At 28.8% G+C, this 18,774-nt stretch carries 15 protein-coding genes and 1 tRNA gene; 11 read left to right on the top strand and 5 right to left on the bottom strand.

All coding sequences use genetic code 4. The annotated features are described in order from the left end of the window. The first annotated feature begins 82 nt into the window (after positions 1-82). Genes ACWXVK_RS00080 through ACWXVK_RS00060 form a run of 5 tightly spaced genes read left to right on the top strand, consistent with a single transcriptional unit; the run spans position 83 to position 5,250 of the window. On the top strand, positions 83-1,882 hold the full coding sequence (locus tag ACWXVK_RS00080) for an ABC transporter permease (RefSeq protein ID WP_456012023.1): 1,800 nt from the start codon (positions 83-85) through the stop codon (positions 1,880-1,882). Positions 1,883-1,884: 2 nt separating this feature from the next. After that, positions 1,885-2,589, top strand: a complete 705-nt coding sequence (locus ACWXVK_RS00075) for an ATP-binding cassette domain-containing protein (RefSeq protein WP_438340379.1) — start codon at positions 1,885-1,887, stop codon at positions 2,587-2,589. Next, complete coding sequence (locus tag ACWXVK_RS00070) at positions 2,567-3,544, top strand: aromatic motif membrane protein (RefSeq protein WP_456016804.1); 978 nt, start codon at positions 2,567-2,569, stop codon at positions 3,542-3,544. The genes ACWXVK_RS00075 and ACWXVK_RS00070 overlap by 23 nt, the downstream gene beginning before the upstream one ends. Beyond that, positions 3,531-4,361, top strand: a complete 831-nt coding sequence (locus tag ACWXVK_RS00065; protein WP_455993810.1) for an aromatic motif membrane protein — start codon at positions 3,531-3,533, stop codon at positions 4,359-4,361. The genes ACWXVK_RS00070 and ACWXVK_RS00065 overlap by 14 nt, the downstream gene beginning before the upstream one ends. A 4-nt stretch (positions 4,362-4,365) precedes the next feature. Beyond that, positions 4,366-5,250 carry an aromatic motif membrane protein gene (locus ACWXVK_RS00060; RefSeq protein WP_438340376.1) on the top strand — a complete coding sequence of 295 codons (885 nt, stop codon included), beginning with the start codon at positions 4,366-4,368 and terminating at the stop codon, positions 5,248-5,250. A gap of 56 nt (positions 5,251-5,306) precedes the next feature. On the opposite strand, the gene pepF is transcribed toward ACWXVK_RS00060, so the two are convergent. Together pepF and ACWXVK_RS00050 are read right to left on the bottom strand one after the other, a co-directional pair. Further along, positions 5,307-7,139: an oligoendopeptidase F gene (pepF, locus tag ACWXVK_RS00055; RefSeq protein ID WP_455966151.1), complete on the bottom strand. Its 1,833-nt coding sequence runs from the start codon at positions 7,137-7,139 to the stop codon at positions 5,307-5,309. A 52-nt stretch (positions 7,140-7,191) separates the two neighbouring features. Continuing rightward, positions 7,192-7,719, bottom strand: a complete 528-nt coding sequence (locus ACWXVK_RS00050; protein WP_444704823.1) for an adenine phosphoribosyltransferase — start codon at positions 7,717-7,719, stop codon at positions 7,192-7,194. Between the two features lie 361 nt (positions 7,720-8,080). On the opposite strand from ACWXVK_RS00050, the gene ACWXVK_RS00045 reads away from it, so the two are divergent. From ACWXVK_RS00045 to ACWXVK_RS00035, 3 genes are all read left to right on the top strand, one after another. Beyond that, entirely contained in the window at positions 8,081-8,662 is a 582-nt protein-coding gene (locus ACWXVK_RS00045) for a hypothetical protein (RefSeq protein ID WP_456016803.1), read from the top strand. Positions 8,663-8,695: 33 nt separating this feature from the next. Next, positions 8,696-10,438, top strand: coding sequence for an MATE family efflux transporter (locus tag ACWXVK_RS00040; RefSeq protein ID WP_456016801.1), 1,743 nt, complete (start codon positions 8,696-8,698; stop codon positions 10,436-10,438). A gap of 239 nt (positions 10,439-10,677) precedes the next feature. Then, positions 10,678-10,767 (top strand) — tRNA-Ser (locus ACWXVK_RS00035). Between the two features lie 52 nt (positions 10,768-10,819). Here the strand turns inward: ACWXVK_RS00035 and ACWXVK_RS00030 are convergent. Beyond that, positions 10,820-11,359, bottom strand: a complete 540-nt coding sequence (locus ACWXVK_RS00030) for an isochorismatase family cysteine hydrolase (RefSeq protein ID WP_456016799.1) — start codon at positions 11,357-11,359, stop codon at positions 10,820-10,822. A 208-nt stretch (positions 11,360-11,567) separates the two neighbouring features. Between ACWXVK_RS00030 and ACWXVK_RS00025 the strand changes: the two genes are divergently transcribed. Together ACWXVK_RS00025 and ACWXVK_RS00020 are read left to right on the top strand one after the other, a co-directional pair. Further along, complete coding sequence (locus tag ACWXVK_RS00025) at positions 11,568-13,283, top strand: APC family permease (RefSeq protein WP_456016798.1); 1,716 nt, start codon at positions 11,568-11,570, stop codon at positions 13,281-13,283. A 178-nt stretch (positions 13,284-13,461) separates the two neighbouring features. Next, positions 13,462-16,320 carry a cation-translocating P-type ATPase gene (locus ACWXVK_RS00020; protein ID WP_456016797.1) on the top strand — a complete coding sequence of 953 codons (2,859 nt, stop codon included), beginning with the start codon at positions 13,462-13,464 and terminating at the stop codon, positions 16,318-16,320. Between the two features lie 55 nt (positions 16,321-16,375). Here the strand turns inward: ACWXVK_RS00020 and ACWXVK_RS00015 are convergent, their stop codons facing one another. Both ACWXVK_RS00015 and ACWXVK_RS00010 read right to left on the bottom strand, forming a co-directional pair. Then, entirely contained in the window at positions 16,376-17,197 is an 822-nt protein-coding gene (locus ACWXVK_RS00015; protein ID WP_456016940.1) for an IS3 family transposase, read from the bottom strand. After that, positions 17,181-17,762: a transposase gene (locus tag ACWXVK_RS00010; RefSeq protein WP_456016795.1), complete on the bottom strand. Its 582-nt coding sequence runs from the start codon at positions 17,760-17,762 to the stop codon at positions 17,181-17,183. Before ACWXVK_RS00010 ends, ACWXVK_RS00015 begins: the two co-directional genes overlap by 17 nt. A gap of 205 nt (positions 17,763-17,967) precedes the next feature. Between ACWXVK_RS00010 and ACWXVK_RS00005 the strand changes: the two genes are divergently transcribed. After that, the coding region (locus ACWXVK_RS00005) for a hypothetical protein (RefSeq protein ID WP_456016794.1) at positions 17,968-18,774 on the top strand (807 nt) is incomplete at its 3' end.

Genomic DNA, 18,774 nt, shown 5'->3' with positions numbered 1-18,774 from the left:
AATATAATTATAATTATAAAAAATATGTATTATTACTAATTTAATATATAATTATATATTATAAATTTGAAAGGTCTAAAAAATGAAAACTTCAGCATTTAAATATTCGAAATTTGCATTTAATACTGTTTTTAAGAAGAAAAGTTCGATTATCATTCCTGCTATAACTTTAATTTTTTCATTTATAGTTGGTTTTGTATTTAAATTTGTGATTAGCGAAAAATATTTGACGCTTGCTTCATATCTTTATATTTTTTCTGTTCTTATAGTAACTGTATTATTTGCATCTATTAAGGCGCTAAATATTTTTAAAGATTTCGAACAGGAAGGATTAGAGCTTGTTAGCATTGCTAAACCGATCTCAAGAAAAGGGTTGGTTTTAGGTAAATTATTATCATTAATATACTTCGGTTTATTATGATCAACAGTTCTTTTTATTTCTTCATTATTGTCAACATACGCATTATATTCAGGAGCAAATCTGTTTTTATATTCGCTATTATTTTTTGTTATCTCCTTAGCATCTTACTTAATGATTGCTTTAATTACAGCGCTAATAGGATATAAGCTAAGCCAAAAAATTGCTATTACATTGCCTTTGGTGTTTTTTATTCCATTAGCTCTTGGTGGTTCTTTATTGTCAGCTAACGCAACAACAAATGTTAATAACGCCGCTTACTTTATTAATAAGAAATATCCATATCACTTTTCTGGCAATGAAGCAAATGTTGAACCATATTTTATAAACAATAATAAGGATGAGTTGTTAATTATTCCCAACGGATCTCAAAATAAGCAATTTTCAAACGAGCAAGTCTCATATCTTAGAGAGGTAATGAAACTTGCTAATAATTCATCGAGTGAGTGGCAATTTTATTCATGATTATCTATTCCGTATCAATTACTAGATATTTTTAATACTAAAAACCAAAATGTTTTTGAGTCAATTAGCAAAACTAAATACTCAAATCAAGATAATTATATTTATTATAACAATCTAGATAGCATTTTGTATAAATATAAGTTAGATGAAAATCCTAAATTGCCTAAATTTACGGTTACATCCAAAGAAGGTAATATTGAAAAGTATATTGTTCCAGGGTTGTTAAAATCTAATTCAGTTATACCTAATACTATTAATACTGATATTATTTATGCGAGAGAGGGAGCATCTAGCGTTAATATTTCATTCCCTGAGGATAACTCACAATTTTCTGCCGAAAACAATATTGTAGGGAGATTAAAATGACAATATGTTTATGAAGCATTAAATGATAAAATTTTTAACAATATAGCTAAAAGATTTGTTGATGATTTTATAAAGAATAAAACATCTGAAAATGTTATTGATTTGCATAATGAATTAACAAAAGGTATTTCTACTTTTATAAATAATTTAGAAAGTCCAATTAATCAATATTTGAATTCAAATGTTACAGTATTCAACGAAAACGCTGTTAAAGAAAAGAAATTGCAATCAGAAATAGAGAGAAAAATATATTTAGGCGTTGCATTACTAAACTATATATATTTTAATTACCAAAATAATAAAATTTTTGAAGCAGTTATAAAAAATCCAAAAAGTTCAAGTGCATATGGCGATAATCAAATTGAATTAAAAATAGCTGGTTTCAATTATTACATCGGAGGATATGCAGGGTTTGAAAAGAGACTTTTTGTTAAGAATGAAAAAGTTTTAATTAGATACGAGTTAACAACAAGTCCTACAAACTATCTTTTCCAATCTGCGGACAAAGTGTTTGCTATAAATCGTGAAAAACAAATTGTTAATAAAAATGTTTACTTTATTTTATGAGCAATTTTGATTGGTGTATTATTTGCTTCAGTTTTTGCTTTATACAAGAGAAAGGATTACAAGTAATTATGGAAAATATTCTAGAAATCATTAATCTAAAAAAAATCTTTCCAAAAACTGATCGCGGAATTAAATCAATTAATTTTGCTATAAAGCATGGTGCATTTCATGCCTTTATCGGAGAAAACGGTGCCGGTAAAACAACAACAATAAAAACAATTATTGGTGCATATGCAAATTATGAGGGTGATATTTTAATAAATAATATTAATATTAAAAAAGCAGAAGCACGTTCAATTATTGGATATGTTCCAGAAGTTGCTGAATTTCCGAAAGAATTAACCGTTTTTGATTATCTTTACAATCTTTCAATACTATCGAATATCAAAAAAACTGATGCTATTAATGAAATTAAAAACTACCTTAAATTTTTTAATATAGAACAGTTATTGTATGAAAGACCTTATACATTTTCTTCTGGACAAAAAAAGAAGATTTTATTAATTCAAGCACTATTGCATAAGCCCAAACTATTAATTCTCGATGAACCAGCAGCTAATTTGGACCCGACAGCTAGATTTGAACTTTTTTCATTGTTAAAAGATATTAATGAAAATGAAAAAATTACAATTTTAATTAGTTCCCATGTTTTGGCTGAAATCGATAAATATGTTAACTCTGTAACCCTAATACATAATGGCAATATCTTATATACCGGAATTAAAAAAGAACCATTAGAAAAACTATTTTATGAAAAAGTTATATCTAACTAGCTTGGTTTTGCCGATATTACCGCTTTGTGCTATTAGCTGTGCTAACATAAATAATATTAAAGATACTTCTATCGATTTTCCTAAAAAACAAAGAAAAGAATATTATAGAAATGAATCAATTAGTTTATTGCTTGATTTCTTTGCTAAAAATAATCTTAATGAAAAAAATATTTACATTTTTCAACAAGAAAATAAATCGGATTCTAAATTTAACGAATTAAAATATGCTTTTGTTTATGATCCTGTATTTATTCAAAATAGCGTTCATAAAAACCAAGATTATCGTCCTTTGGCGTTAACTTCAATGCAGGTTATTAAAAATACATTATCAAATGATTGATATTGAACGTTGAATAATTTATCTAAATTTAAGTACATTTTTAATCCTTATGGCGATAGATATAAAACTTTTGCCAAAGAACAAGAATACTTTAATGAGGTTAGAAAAAAATTTAATTCTCTTTCTATTAGCGTGCAAGATAATATACCTAAAAAATTGATTAAAATGCCTTTTAAGGATATACCTGAACTTAAAAAATATAATGTCTTCACAGACAAGGAAATTGTTTATCTTTTATTTGATAATAACAAGGTAATTAAGATTTGGAAATTTATAGATAAGGGAATCCCTACACTTTTGATAGTTCCAGATATTCTTATTTTTAAAAATGAAATGAATATTGAAGATCAACTAAAACAACTAGAAGAAAAAATTTTTGAGAAGCGTGTTAAAACTTTCAAATCGAATTTAGAATCAGCAAAAGAAGATGCCGAACTAGAAAATGAGCCATTTGATGAAAAAACTTTTATTAAGCCATACATTGATGAAAAATATATTGAATTTCACGCTATATATCAATATAATGATGATCTAGCTGATGTTTTAAATGAAATAAATAAAGAAGAACTTAAAATATTTAAATTTACTATGAGGTTTATCGATGAAAAAAATTAATAAGATTATTTTATCTACTTCATTTATTTCAGTCTTACCTTTATCATATGGGCTAGTTTCATGTATTAATAATGAGCCAAGCACTCAATTAAGAAATAATATTCCTAAAGGTTTTGAATATATTCCTAATATTGAAAATCCTGATGAAGAGAGAACCAACTTATTGATAAAGCAGTTAATAGACCTAAGATTTAAAGGCGATGAAGTAGCAAAAACAAATTTTCTTGAGTCTCAAAAAGATGAGAAGAAGCTTTTTGATGAGGCAAAAAAAATAACCAAAAAGTTTACCGATGAAAATAATGAGGAAAACATTAAAAATTTAAGGGATTTTTATTCTAAAAATTGACTATTTGTTATAAAAAACATTAAAAGATTTACATGAACTTTTTTGGATTGATGAAAATTTCCGGATTTTGGTCAAGTTAAGCATAGCGATGAATTTATCGCAGCTTTAAAAAACCACGCAGAAAAATTTGAACCAAATGATGCAAATTTTATTGATAACAACTGGGATCAATTGAGAGAAGGAGATGAATCGCCTGAATCCAAAGATGATATTTTTTATCTTAAGAAAAACAAGTTCTTATTAAGAATTTTGATTTCTAAAAATAAAAGTGATAAAAGTTTTTTGACTTTTGATAGAATGATTTATTTTCCTAAATCAATATCTTCGAAGATATCAATTAAGTTAGTTTCAGATGCTGTTCACAATGCGATTATTCATCATAACAAACGTGGATTTGATGCTTTTGAGAATGTTGTTGTTAAGAACTATAATTTTCCAGCACTTGGTTTATTAATATTGAAGGACATATAATATTATGAAGCGAAAAAAAATAATTCTTTCTGGTCTAGCCCTTGCTACATTATTTGCACCAATTGCTGTTATATCATGCCAAAATACGAGTCAGCAAAATAACAAATCTAAATTATCCTCAATAGCTGTTAATGATGAAAAAGAGAAAAAATGAGATGTTTTTTTGAAATATGAATATGTTAATTCACTTCTTGATTTAGCCTTTAAAAACAACGCTGATAAAAATGCCTATATACAAAAACAAAAAAGGATAAATGATAACTATTTAACCGAGATTAAAGATTATTTGCTTTATGCCAATAATGTTATTGCATTTTTTAAATCAAATGATAATTTTAATTCAAAGAATAAGGTCATTGCTTTGGAAAAATATCGCCCTGAATTAGCTAAACTTTTTAAAGATAATTGATTATGGTTTTTGTTTAATCTTGATCGATTTACGTTTGCTCTTTATGAAGCTTTTAATCAATTTAAAGGTATTACTGATATTTTAAGTAAAGAACTTCAAAAAAACAGTTTGGATCTAGGGTCATTTAATCGTCCTAAAACAAATGAAATGCTTCAATATGTTATTGAAGAAAGTTCACAAAATAATAAAGATTCCTATGATGTTTATTTATTAACTAAGCAAGGTATTATTCTTGAATTATCGATTACTAAAAAATCTGACGGAAATTCAGAAGTTTCAATTTTTACATATTCTCATATTTATCCGGCTTTGTTTCAAAATGAAGCTATTTTAAAGAAATTTGATCTTGCAAAATATGTAAGAGCCTTGAGATTATACAAGACAAGCGCCGATAAGGCTTATATAAAAACTTTATTCGATGAAGAATTTGGCGGCGAACCGCTTAGATTCACAATTGTCTATGTTGATGATTCAAAATAAAAATAAATATTTATTTTAAAAACTAAAACTCACAAAATTAATTGTGAGTTTTTTATTTATTTATTTTTTGTAAAAATTTTGTTTCCTAATTTTATATACTCATTAACCTTGTCATCAAGAATTTCAAAAGCCATATTATAAATTTCTTTTGAATATACATCGACACCAGCGTCCCTTAAGACATTAACCGGCCAATCTTTATCGCCTGCTGATAGAAAGTTGTTAACATAATTTTCCAATGCGCTTTTTCCTTCGACTTTATATTTTTGAAAGAAGAAGTTTGCCACAATGTAACCGAGTGCATATTTATAAACATAAAAATATGAAAAGAAATGCGGCACCATAACGCTATGAATATTTATTGGATTGCCAATTTTTACTTCATTTTCACTTATTTGATATTTTTTTGATACATCAACATAAATTTTTTCAATAGCTTCATATGAATTAAGAGGTTCATTATTATCAATGCGATTATATAACTCATATTCAAAATTAGACCAATGTGTCTGTCTTAATACTGTGACGACAAAGTCATTAATGCTTTCATTAAGTAAAAAGAATTTTTCTTCATCTGTTTTTGCTTTTGAAATTAAATAATCATTTAGTAATAACTCATTAAATATTGAAGCTATTTCGGCTATGAATACAGTGTATTGACTTCGATATACACTTTGGTTTTTATTTGAAAAATATGAATGCATTGAGTGTCCCATTTCATGGCATAAGGTGTTCACAGAGTTGAATGTATTATCTCAGTTCATTAAAATATAAAGCTTATTAATTCCATGCGTTGAACCAATTGAATATGCTCCCGATCTTTTTGAGGGAACATTTATATAATCTATTCATCTTTCTTTGATGGCTCTATCAACTATTTTTGGGTATTCATATGGCATTACTGAGGTTATGTCTTTTAATATTTTTTGGCCATCCTTAATTGAATATGAATTCTTGATTTTTATCAAATCAAGCGAAGTATCTCATAATTCCATTTTTTTATTGAATTTAGCTTCAAAGAATTTAGCATGCGCATTATGATATTTTTTAAATATATCTATATTTGAAATTACGCTTTCATAAATAATTTCAAGCAATTTTTTGTCAACATGGTCATTCATTAAAATTGAATCAAGCGTTGAAGGATATTTTCGATGTAGGGCATTAACCGATAACTCCTTGATATATTGATATAACATTTTAGCTAAAATTTGTTTATGTTTTAAATAACCATTCAAATAATTAAAATAGCTTTCTTTTCTTACTCGTTCATCTGCGTGTTTTCTAAATGATTGCATGCTTGCTCTTGTAATTTCATGTTTTTTGCCATGTCTATCGTGTGCATAGCCAAATGTAATTTCACTATCGGTTAAAACACCAAACAATTCAGTTACATCTGGATGACCAGAGATTGTATCGTTTAAATATGTTTCAATCTTATCATCCAATTTATGATCTAGTTCAAGCAATATTGCCTCAAGATCTTTTTTTACTTCCTTTAATTCTGGTTTATTTAGCCATTCCTTAATTTTTTGTTTATGCCGATCAATACGATTAATTTCTGAGCCCAATCTTTTTGCGTATTTGGCATTTGTTGCTTCAAAAGTTGCTATCATCTCATTGATTTTAGGATCAATAATGTTTATATTCAATTTATTCGATAGATAATTTTCAATTTTATTACTCAACAAAATGAATTCCTCATTTAGTTTTATTGAAGCAACAAAATTATCAAAATTATCATATTTTGAATCTTTTATTTCTATTTGTTTCTCAAACAAGGCAAAATATTCATCAAAAAGTTGCTGATATGTTTTATTGCCTAAAATATCTTCCAGGTCAAAGCGATATTCTGACTCAATTTCTTCATATTTACTATATTTTTTCATTAATACCTCCTCGATAAAATTAAATTATACAAAAAATAAGTTCTAGCAGAACTTACTTATTATTATCTTTATCTATAAAAATTAAGCTATCAATTTCACAGTTTAATCTTTTTCTTGCATTAAAACCGTCAAGTTCCATTAGCACAATAATTTTTAGGATTTCAACTCCTTGATCTTTTAACAATTTTGTTATTGCTTCTAAGGTTCCTCCGGTAGCTAGAACATCGTCAATAATAACTGCTTTTTGTCCGGGTTTTACTAATCCCTTTTGAATTTCAAGGATTGAGCGCCCATACTCTAAACCATAAGCACAACTAATAACTTCGCCAGGCAGTTTCCCCTTTTTTCTTACCATAATAAAAGGTTTAGATAATTTAGCGGCTACAGGAGTGCCAAAAAGGAATCCTCTAGCGTCTGGTCCGACGATAATGTCTGCATCTTTAGCTAATTCTGACATAGTATTAATTGTGTAATTTAGGGCATTACCGTTAGCCAAAAGAAGAGATATATCCTTAAATTTAACACCTGGTTCAGGAAAGTTTTCAACTGTTCTAATATATTTTTTTAATTCCATAGCCATAATATTATATTACAAATTTACTTATAAAATAAGTAGTTACAAAAATTAAAATTTGGAAGTAATTGTATTTTTTATAAAAACATTTTTAAAAAATATACTTAATTTTAAATCAAAAATATTGTCAAATGTTTCTTAGAACCTTCGATTCTGATAAAAGTGCTATAATTCTAATTATGAATAGTAAATATGTATATATTGATTTTGAAGCGATATCAAATCCTTTTGCCAGATTATTAGCAATTCCAGTTAATACTCCCTTTGCTTATACAGTGGGTGCTTAAATCAAAATGGAAAATTCGAAACAAGAACATTTATTATTGATTTTTTAAAAATTAAATCAATAAAAGGCATTTGATCAACATTGAAGCAAAATATAATAAAACATATATACGATATTAATTCAAAAATTGATATTAATGAAATTACATTTATAGGACATAATCCAACATTAGAAAAGCAAATATTAATAAAATTGTTTCCAAAAAATTTGGTTAATCCATTATTAGATCCCTCGTGTCCTGTTTTATCTTTATCTAAACTCACAGGGCCAAAATTTAGTAAGGAATATTTCCCTAATATAAAGAAGGCCATTAATCAGTCTGACGTTATATCATTAAAAAAACGAACCGCAGGTCGAAACGGTGCAATTGCTGCTTTTGTAGGCTTTTGGTTGTATGTTAATTCAGTTTCACATTTAAGAGCCAATGATAAAAGAAAGAAATATATGCTCAATCTTAATAAAAATTTAGTTATTAAGGAACTTAGACATTATTCAGGTGATGATGTTAATAAAATGATATTTTTAGCTTCTGACCCAGAAAGAACAGATTTGTTAATAAAAAGATATTTATATAAAAAAGATTTTTTAAAGTTAATAAAAAATATTGATTTTGATGATAATTTGACACTAAAAGAAATTAAGGAGAAGATTTGAATTCTTTAATTTAAATTTTAAATATTTTAGAAAGGAGTAATTATGTCATCTAATGTTTTAAAGAAAGAAAAAAAGCATTATTTGAGAAGATTGCTGCCTCAATCTAAGCATGATTTAAAGCTCTATTTTTCAAAAACATGGCCAATAATTATTGGTGAAATTTTGTTTTGCTTAAATGGTTTTTTAGATAACTTTATGGTAAGTCACATTCCTTCGGGAATTGATGCCTTAACTTATGCTAATACTTACACTGGAATTATATATACAATATTTTTTGCTATACAAGGTATTGCAGGTATGTTTGTTGGCCAATATTATGGTAGAAAAGACTTTGATAAGGTTAAACAAATTATGAACCTTAGAATATGGATGTATTTATTTATAAGTATTTTGCTTGCTGTGGCTTCTTGAAGTCAGCCGACTGCATTGATACATCTTATTGGCGGTGCCAAGATTAAGGGTGCAGCTCTAAATGAAGCAAGAATGTATTTAATGCTTATTGCAATTTCGTGAGTTTTGACATCCTTTAACTTTAACACGAATATGCAACTCAATGAAACTGGTCATTCAAATCTAGCTTTTATTTCAGCATGTCTAACTCTTGCTACAAATGCTACAATAAATTCTATTTTATTGTATGCATTTAAGGGTTATGCTTATTATGCGGCTTTTGGTTCTATTGTTAGTGGATTGGTATGTTTGTTGTCAGATTCCTTATTAACTTACTATAAGGATAGACCAATATTTATTAACATTTTCAAAATTCACTATATAACTAGGCCGATTGCAAAGCAAATATTAAAACGCATACCTGCTATGTTAATAACAATTGTTGCAATGGTTATTCTACCTATTAGAGTGATCATTTGGGCTAGAGCCTTTCCGGATGATTTGGCAAACGGTTCCGGAATCGGGGAAAAGTGAATGGGAATTAACGCAGTTACAATTTTAGGTTTAGTTGAGAGTCTCTCATCAATAACATCGGCTATTACCTCTGCCTGTTCATCTAATGTTTCATATTTTGTCGCTGGTAACCTAGGCAGAAATAATTTTGAAGAAGCAAAAAAACACGGTTATGCTCTAAGGGGTTTTCATACTATTTCAGGTTTTTGTATGTCATTGATTATGTTAGGCGTTATTTTTGGTATTGCCTATTCACCTGCTACATCAAAAGGGACTCAGGAATCTATTTCTCATAATATTGAGTTTTATTTAAGATCAAGTGACCCAAAGTTAATACAATCAGTGTTTGATGTTCAACTAAAATCTGGAGTAATTGATCCGCAAATAATTAATAAGGTAACTCAAATGCTTAAAGATGTTAGAAATGGACAATCAGATTTCGGCAATAGGGAGATTATTGAATTTCTTAGATTGCCCGTTGTTTTGGAATGAATAAGTCTAATGAAAGCTCAGGTCGCATCAACATTTACTAGAATATTTTTGCTTACATCATTAACATTTTTATTTATTAATCCTATTTGGTGTTGGTTCTATACAGCCGCTGCATTGCCAGGAGCTGGCGGAAGGAATATTGTAGGTTCATTAACTATGTTATCTGCGCATTGATTATCATTTATGTGATTAATAATCCTAACATTTGTAATCATTATACCGCTACGAAATAATCATACAAGCTCCTTGAGTCTCGAATTGTCATATTTTCTATATTTTTCAATTGATTTCGTTAGATGAGGGATATTTGAAATTGTAGCAGCTAAGGTTAATTGATTAAGAAATGTGACTGAAGAGAACCAACATAAGAAACCAAAAACAATTTCGTAAATTAGCATAATTAATATAATTCTTCATTGCTATAAAAAAATATTTGGCGGTTAGTATCAATACTAATCTAATTTAAATTATTTGCGCAGCTAAGAATTCGGGCACTTTTGATAATAATATTAGAATTTTTTTAGGTAAGCAAGTTATGAAAGTAATATGTTTGGTAAGAGGTATATAAAGATAAAATTAAAATAAAATGCTTAAATAGATTTTTGTTTATAATTTATATTGTTAAAAAAGGGCAATTACCCAAGCGGCCGAAGGGGACAGTCTCGAAAATTGTTAGGAGTTAATAGCTCGCAAGGGTTCAAATCCCTTATTGCCCGCCATATTATTTTAAAAATGAAATATCCAAAAAAGTAGGCATCTCAAAGGCCTACTTTATTTAATTTTTATACCACTGTTTTTCATTAATTCAAGTGCAAAATCATGATATGTTTTTCTACTATGATTTTCATTTTCAAATGTATCAACAAGTTCTTTATAAATGATAATTTCCTTATCTAAACCCTTAAAATTAAGATATGTTTTCAAGGTAAGGGCAAATTGCAATATGCAAATATCAGTGCAACATCCTAGGATTTCAAATACATCATATTTATAAATTAAGTCAATTAAACCTGATTTAACAAAGGCAAAAAAAGCGTTGGTTGAGTTTTTTTTAATAACATTGGTTACATATGGTTTTAGTTCGTCTACTATTTCAGCTTCTCATGTTTCTTCTAAACAATGTAAAGGGTATGATTGCATTTCTACGTCATTTTCCTTGTGTGAGTCGCAAACAAATAACATTTTTTTATTTTTATTTTTAAATAAATACTTTTCAATCTTTGGGATTAGATTGTTGATATGAATGCTTGCCATTTTTCCTTTGTTACAAAAACCGTTTAGCATATCAATTACAAAAATTATTTTATTCATTATACCCTCTTAATATTAATTTTATAGAATCAATGTATTAAGCTCTTCTATTAAAAAGACCTTGCTATCGTGAATTATTTTAACATTTTTTAAAAAACAATATAATATTAATTTGGATACATCTTTTGTGGGACATAGAGACATATAAATGTTGGTGTATCTAAAGTTCGAATTTTATTTATTTTTTAATTTATATGAAAGGAAATATATGATGGCCGAAGAACAAATGGTTGTTACTTCTGACACAAAGAAAAAAATAAGTTTCTTTGCAGCAATCATGGTCGTACTTGGTGGTTCGATTGGTGTTGGTATCTTCTTAAGATCTAAAGCAGTTCTAGAACACTCTGCCGGAAATATCGCTCTATCATTAGCGACATGATTAATTGCCGGTTTTGCTGTTGTTACTTTAGCTCTTGCTCTAGTTGAAGTAGCGTCAGGTCGTAATGACAACTTAGGTATGATTGGTTGATCTAAGGCGTTTAACACGCTAGCCATATATAAGGCTAATAAGTTCTTTATGACTTACTTATATCTACCATTTACATACTTCTTTATGCCTTATTATGTAATACTTCAATTCCAAGACGCAGCTTCTGGATTTGGATTAACTCCAAACTTTGGTGGATCACATGCTGCTCCATGAATTTACTTCGTTATTGGACTAGTATTAACAATATGAATGCTATTTTCAGCTGGTTTAAGTGGTCGTGCTGGAAACATTCAAAACTTAATAATAACATCAGTTAAGTTTATCCCATTAGTAGCTATCGTAATTGTTGGATTTATCTTCCTAGGATTACGTGTAAAAGAAGGAAATGCAGATATCTGAACCCCTATTACTAAGGAAACATTATTTAACAAAGATTCTACAAACTTCTTAAAATTAACTCCAGTTCTAGGTATATTTGGATCAATTGCAGGTATCTTCTTTGCATTTGATGGTTTCTATGTTTCTGCTGGTATTCAATCAGAAATGAAGAATCCTGAAAAAACTCCTGCAGCTTTAGTTATTGGTCTATTATCAATGACTGGTATTTACATTGTTATTGCTGCAGCTATGTCACTTGGTGCTAAGTCAGGTGGTTTCTATGACTTTGGTGATTTATTAGCAGGAAAAGGTCATGGTTGAGCATTTGGTCTAATTAATGTATTTATTGCTATTGGTGTTATAGGTATTCTAAATGGATTCTCATTATGAGCAACTCGTTTCGTAGAAGACTTAATTAAAGAAGGGGAAATCTATGTTCCTGCTTCAGTATACAGATATATGAAAAACAGTAAAATGCCAATCGTTGGAACTCTATTCTGTTTATTATTATCTCTACCATTTATGGTTGTATTTACAGCAATTGGATCGTATGCATATATCGACATCACTGGTTATGGAACAGGATACGGATACGACATTGGTACATTATTGTCATTCTCAGACTTAATGGCTAACTGAATGGCTGTATTTGCATTTATGTTTATTGCATTAGCAGTTGTTGGTGCTCTTGAAAACAGAAAGAAAAACTTTATTGCTGTTCAAAAGAACAAACACACAGTATGAGCAGGTATTATTGCTGTTGTTATGGTTATAACAACATTAGTATTCTACATGTTAGATCCATTTGTTTCACTTGGATTGACACTTGCTAAATACTTCACAGCTCAAGGAACTGATAAGGCAAACTTTGTTTCTGACTTAGTTGGATATGGTGCAACATCAGCGTTATTTGTTCTATATATGGTAATTTTCTTTGCTTCAACACCTATTGAAAAACAATTAGCTCTATGAAGAAGAGAAAAATTATCAAAAATTCTTGCTGGTCAATACTGTGAATGTGAAGCAGAATATTACTGCCCATGCAGATTAGAATTAGCTAAAGAAGCAAATGAATTAAATAATTTAGTTATTAATACATTTGAAACAGCTCGTTAATTCCAAAAAAATAAAAACTAGCACTTATTTTAAAGTGCTGGTTTTTATATTTTTGTATTTTATTAAAACGGATTCATTATTTTTTTTACTCCCCCTAAAAACTATAAAAATAATGTAAAATTTTAAAAATATATCAATAAAATTATTTTCACTGTTTTGTAAAATAAAAAGGTAACTTATGAAAAAAGAAAAGATCGAAAAATACCCAGAAATTAATGATGATATGTTAGATACTAGGATAAAAGAAGGGTTAACTTCAGCTGAAGCTGCTCATCGCCAGAAAACATTTGGTTTAAATGAATTAAAAAAAACAAAGAAAATAAATCCTTTTTTTACATATTTAACTCAATTTAAAGATATCCTTGTAATTATTTTGTTGTTTGCTGCATTGTTATCATACATTTTTGCAATTATTAGCGCATCTAATAGGCAATGAAACTTTAATACAGAATTAGTTGTTGAATTTATTGAACCATCAATTATATTATTTGTAGTCCTAACAAATTCTCTTGTTGGCGCAATTCAGGAAATAAAAAGTGCAAAGGCTGTTGATGCATTAAGTAAATTAAATCCCTTGCAGGCCAAAGTTATCCGTGATGGTATATTAATTTCAATAGATTCAAAAGATGTTACGATTGGAGATGTTATATTGCTAGAAGCTGGCGATGTGGTGCCTGCTGATGGTTATTTATTATTTTCTTCGAATTTATCGTCAATTGAATCCTCACTGACGGGTGAAAGTGAACCGGCAATAAAAGATTATAATTTCAAGAGGAATTTAGATTTACCTTTAGCTGATCGTAAATTTATGTTATATTCATCTTCAATTATTGCTAGCGGAACTGGTTATTATGTCGTTAGTGCTATTGGACAACAAACCGAGCTTGGTAAAATTTCATCACTTGTAAGTAATCAAAAAGAGGCTATGAGTCCACTACAAATTAAAATTAACAAATTAGGAAAAATATTTGGATATGTAGGACTTGGATTATTTTTATGTAGCATGCTAGCACAAATTTTGTTTGCTGTCTCAAGCCCTTCTTTGTATAAGGAAATGACCTTTTGAAGTACAGTTATTGTTAACGGAGTTTCACTAGCCGTCGCCGCCATTCCTGAAGGTTTAATTGCATTTACTTCAATTATTTTGGCAATAGGAGTTCAAAGAATGGCTAAGAAACAAGCAATTGTCAAGGATTTGATGGCAGTTGAATCTCTTGGCAGCTGTGCAGTTATTTGTTCTGATAAAACAGGTACCTTAACTCAAAATAAAATGACAATTGTTGACATTTTTAGTTCAGATAATAAAAAACTCAGTGATGCATCGATGAATGAAAAATATCTAAAAATTATTGAGTACGGTTCACTTTGTTCGGAGGCAAATTTATCACTAGATAATGGAGAATTTAAGGTTGTTGGCGATCCTACAGAGTCATCGTTTTTATATGAATTATATAAGCATTCAAAATTTATGACCAAGGCTAAACTTGAATCACAATACAAACGTATTCATGTTTGACCATTTGATTCTGATCGTAAATTGATGACTACTATCAATAAGATTGGCGATAAATATATAGTTATCGTTAAAGGTGCACCTGATGTTTTAGTTAATAGAACATTAACAACTATTTATGAAAAAAATAGCATTTTTCATATTAATAATCAATGGTCAAATGAGTCATACCGAGTATTGGCGGTTGCATCTAAAGAAATAACTAAATCAACTTTAGAGGAATTGCTAGCTAAGAATAATAGTGATCAACTTGATTTTCTAGAGAATAATTTAAATTTTGAAGGTTTAGTTGCTATGATTGATCCTCCTAGAGAAGAAGCAAGAGACGCAATTTCAATTTGTCGACAAGCCGGTATTAAACCAGTAATGATTACTGGTGATAATATAAATACAGCTATTTCAATTGCTAAAAAATTAAATATTTTTAATGAAGGCGATCTAGCGATAACTGGCATAGAGTTAGATAAAATTAGCGATCAAGAATTAAGCCAAAATATTGAAAAATACTCAGTTTATGCTCGCGTTAAGCCAGAAGATAAACTTAGAATTGTAAATGCTTGACAAAAAAGAAATCAAGTTGTAGCAATGACCGGCGATGGAGTCAATGATGCTCCTGCCTTAAAGGCATCTGATATTGGCTGTGCGATGGGCATTACTGGTACAGAAGCCTCAAAGCAAGCGGCCAATATGATACTAGCTGATGATAATTTTACGACAATTGTTTCAGCAGTAAAAAACGGTCGTTCAATATATCAAAAAATAAAAAATGTAATTCAGAATTTGCTAATTACTTCTGTTGCTGAAATTATATTAGTTTTTCTTGGATTGTTGATATTTAAGGCTGTATTTCATAATTGAGATGTTTTGAAGAATAAAGAAATATATATTTTATCAGCAACACAACTTTTATGAATTAACTTATTTACCCATGGTTTTCCGGCCATCGCTTTAGGACTACAAGATACAAAAGAGGATTATATGAATCGACGTCCTCTTTCAAAATATGAGTCAATATTTGCTAATAAAATGGGTATAAATATTTTATGGCAGGGTATCTTAATAGGTATTATATCAATGATTGGCTATTATTTGGGTGCTTTATGGGCTTATAATCAAGGTCTTGGGCCTGATCAAATAATTAGTGCCGCTTCAACTATTGCCTTTTTAATTCTTGGTATTACGTCAGCTTTTAACTCCGTTAATTTAATGTCTAAAAAACCAATAATTCTTTCAAATCCATTATATTATTGAAAGGTTTATGCATCTGTTATCTTCTCATTGTCATTTTTATTGCTTGTTGCCCTTGTTCAAAAAATAACAATAGCATTTAAGGGATATGAGGATATTTCATCATCACCGACATTGCTTGCTTATGGGCTTGGCCTTCCATTAATTATTATTCCTATTTATTTTGTTCATAAGGTCATATTATTGTTAATTGAAAAAAGAAGAAGTAAAAATAACTCTATTGTGAATTTCGAAATGATATTAACTCCGAAAGAAAGAAAACAAGCTAAAAAATAAGCTTAAATTATCAAAAAATGATATGTACCCAGAATCCTGGACACATATTTATTAACTAGGCAACACAAATGGATGTTTTCCTGTATTTTACAGGAGGCATCCATTTTGTTTTTGCCTGAATTCTTTTATTGTTATAATAATCCATATATTCATCTACAGCTTTTGAAAAAGATTGGAATGATTCAAAGTCTTTTTCAAAACCATAATACATCTCATTTTTCATTCTGCCAAAGAAAGTCTCCATAATACAATTGTCATAACAGTTTCCCTTTCTAGACATTGATTGAATAATCTCTTTTTCTTTTAATCTGTTTCTATAATAAGCATGTTGATACTGTCACCCTTGATCAGAGTGAAATATTAAGCCTTCTACATTTGAAAACTTATCAAATGCATTGTCCAACATTCTCTTCACCTGTTCTAAGTTTGGATGTAATGCTAAGTTATATGACACAACTTCATTTGTATGCATATCTAATATAGGGGACAAGTAACATTTACCCCATGAGAAGTTAAATTGTGATACATCTGTAGTCCATTTCTGCAAAGGCGCAGTTGTACGAAAGTCTCTGTCTATTGCATTATCAACAATCTTTCCAACTTCTCCCATGTAAGAATGATACTTCTCTTTTGGTCGCTTTCCTAATAGAGATGCTTTATGCATAAGACGTTGAACTCTTTTATGATTAACCTGATAACCTCTTTTTAAAAGTTCCTGGTGAATACGCCTTACCCCATATCTTCCTTTATGTTCATTAAAGATATCTTTGATTTCATTTAATAATTCTTCGTTTCTTAATTCTACAACATCTACCTTATTTATCTCAAAGTAATAAGTTGATTTTGCCATTTGGGTAGCTTTAAGAAGATGTTTTAATTGATATCCTTTTTCACGGAGTTCTTTGATGAGTGCTGATTTTTCGCCTTGAGTAGTGCAGCTTTCATTTCTTCTCTCAAGGCGATCTCTTTTTTATTACTTCGTTTTCTGCCTTGATATATTCATTTTCTGCTCTTAAACGAATTAATTCTTCGTATTCGGATTCTTCAAGTTTTATGCGATTGTTATAATTAATCTTTTTCATATCTGGATTCCTTGATTTATGCCCTTTCTTTTTATCGATAAGACCATTATATCCATAAATTTCATATTTGCGAACCCATTGATATAGAATTCCTTCAGTTATTCCTGCATTAATCGCAACAGAACTAATCGAATTTCCTGCAAGCACTCGAGATACTAACTCATGCTTTTCTTCTGAAGACCAAGCTTTATTTTGTAATTTGTGCTTTAATGCTTCAGGTCCACGTGCATCTTCGATTCTGACCCATTTTCGAACTGTGTTTCTAAATAATTTTTTTGAAACACCATCAGGCGTGTCTGGGGATATACCTTGTCGATACATTTCGACACACTTTCTTTTAAATTCATAATCATAGCGCATAAAAATAACCCTCCTTACTGGTTTTTATTTGTCCAGTAAAGAGGGTACATATCAAAAGTCATTTTTTTGCGTACTATATATAATTATCATATAAGATCCACCCGTAAATAAACTTATGGTTTAAAATCTTGACTAAAATTTATCTAGTTTAATTTAATATGTGGTGAAATATAATCCATTTTTTATTCATTGAGGAGTTATTTTTATGAGAAGAACTAAAAAAAATAAATTAGGAATATACCTTGCGATTGCATCAGGGCTGGTAGTTACTGCCGGAGCAACATTAACTTATGTTTCACTAGTTAATAAAAATCAAAATTTATTAAATAATAGGATTTCGATTATTAAACAAAAGGAACAAGAGATTGAAGTTGCAAAGAAAATACTAATAAAAGCACAGCATACATTAAATAACACTAAAATTAAACAAAAAGATTTAATTAAAAATCTTGATTTAACTAATCAAGAAATAGGTGAATTATCTAGCAGAGATTTTAGTCTTAATCAAACTATTAAACAATTTAAGAATGAAATTAGTAATTTAGATATAAAACTTGCAAATACCTCACTACAACTTGAAAAATCTAAGAAGTTATTAGATCAAAATACTCAAAATAGATTAAATGTGGCATCTGATTTAGAACAAATAAAGAAAAGAATTAAACAAAAAGAAAACGATATATTCTTAAAACAGGAAGCCATAACAAAAAATGAACTAGCAAAGCAAGAATCTGATAAACAATTAGTTATAGCTAGCGAAAAATTAAAAAACATGAATGAACAACTTATAAAGGCAGTTAATGAGCACATTGCCGCTAAGGAAACGGCAGCAGAGTTTAGTCGTTATATAAAATTTGTTCTCAGACCTAAGCATGAAAAAGTACACGAGCAATTTGCTGAAAAAGAAAAGGAATTGGAAGAAGTTCGAAAAGAATATGAATCATTAATGCAAGATTTAGATCATATAAATGAAAGGAAATCCGAATTAGAGGAACGATTAACTTGATATAAA

Source organism: Mycoplasma sp. 3398 (assembly GCF_053851555.1).
Note: the sequence above shows the minus strand (reverse complement) of the source record. Positions and strands in the feature narration are given on the sequence as shown.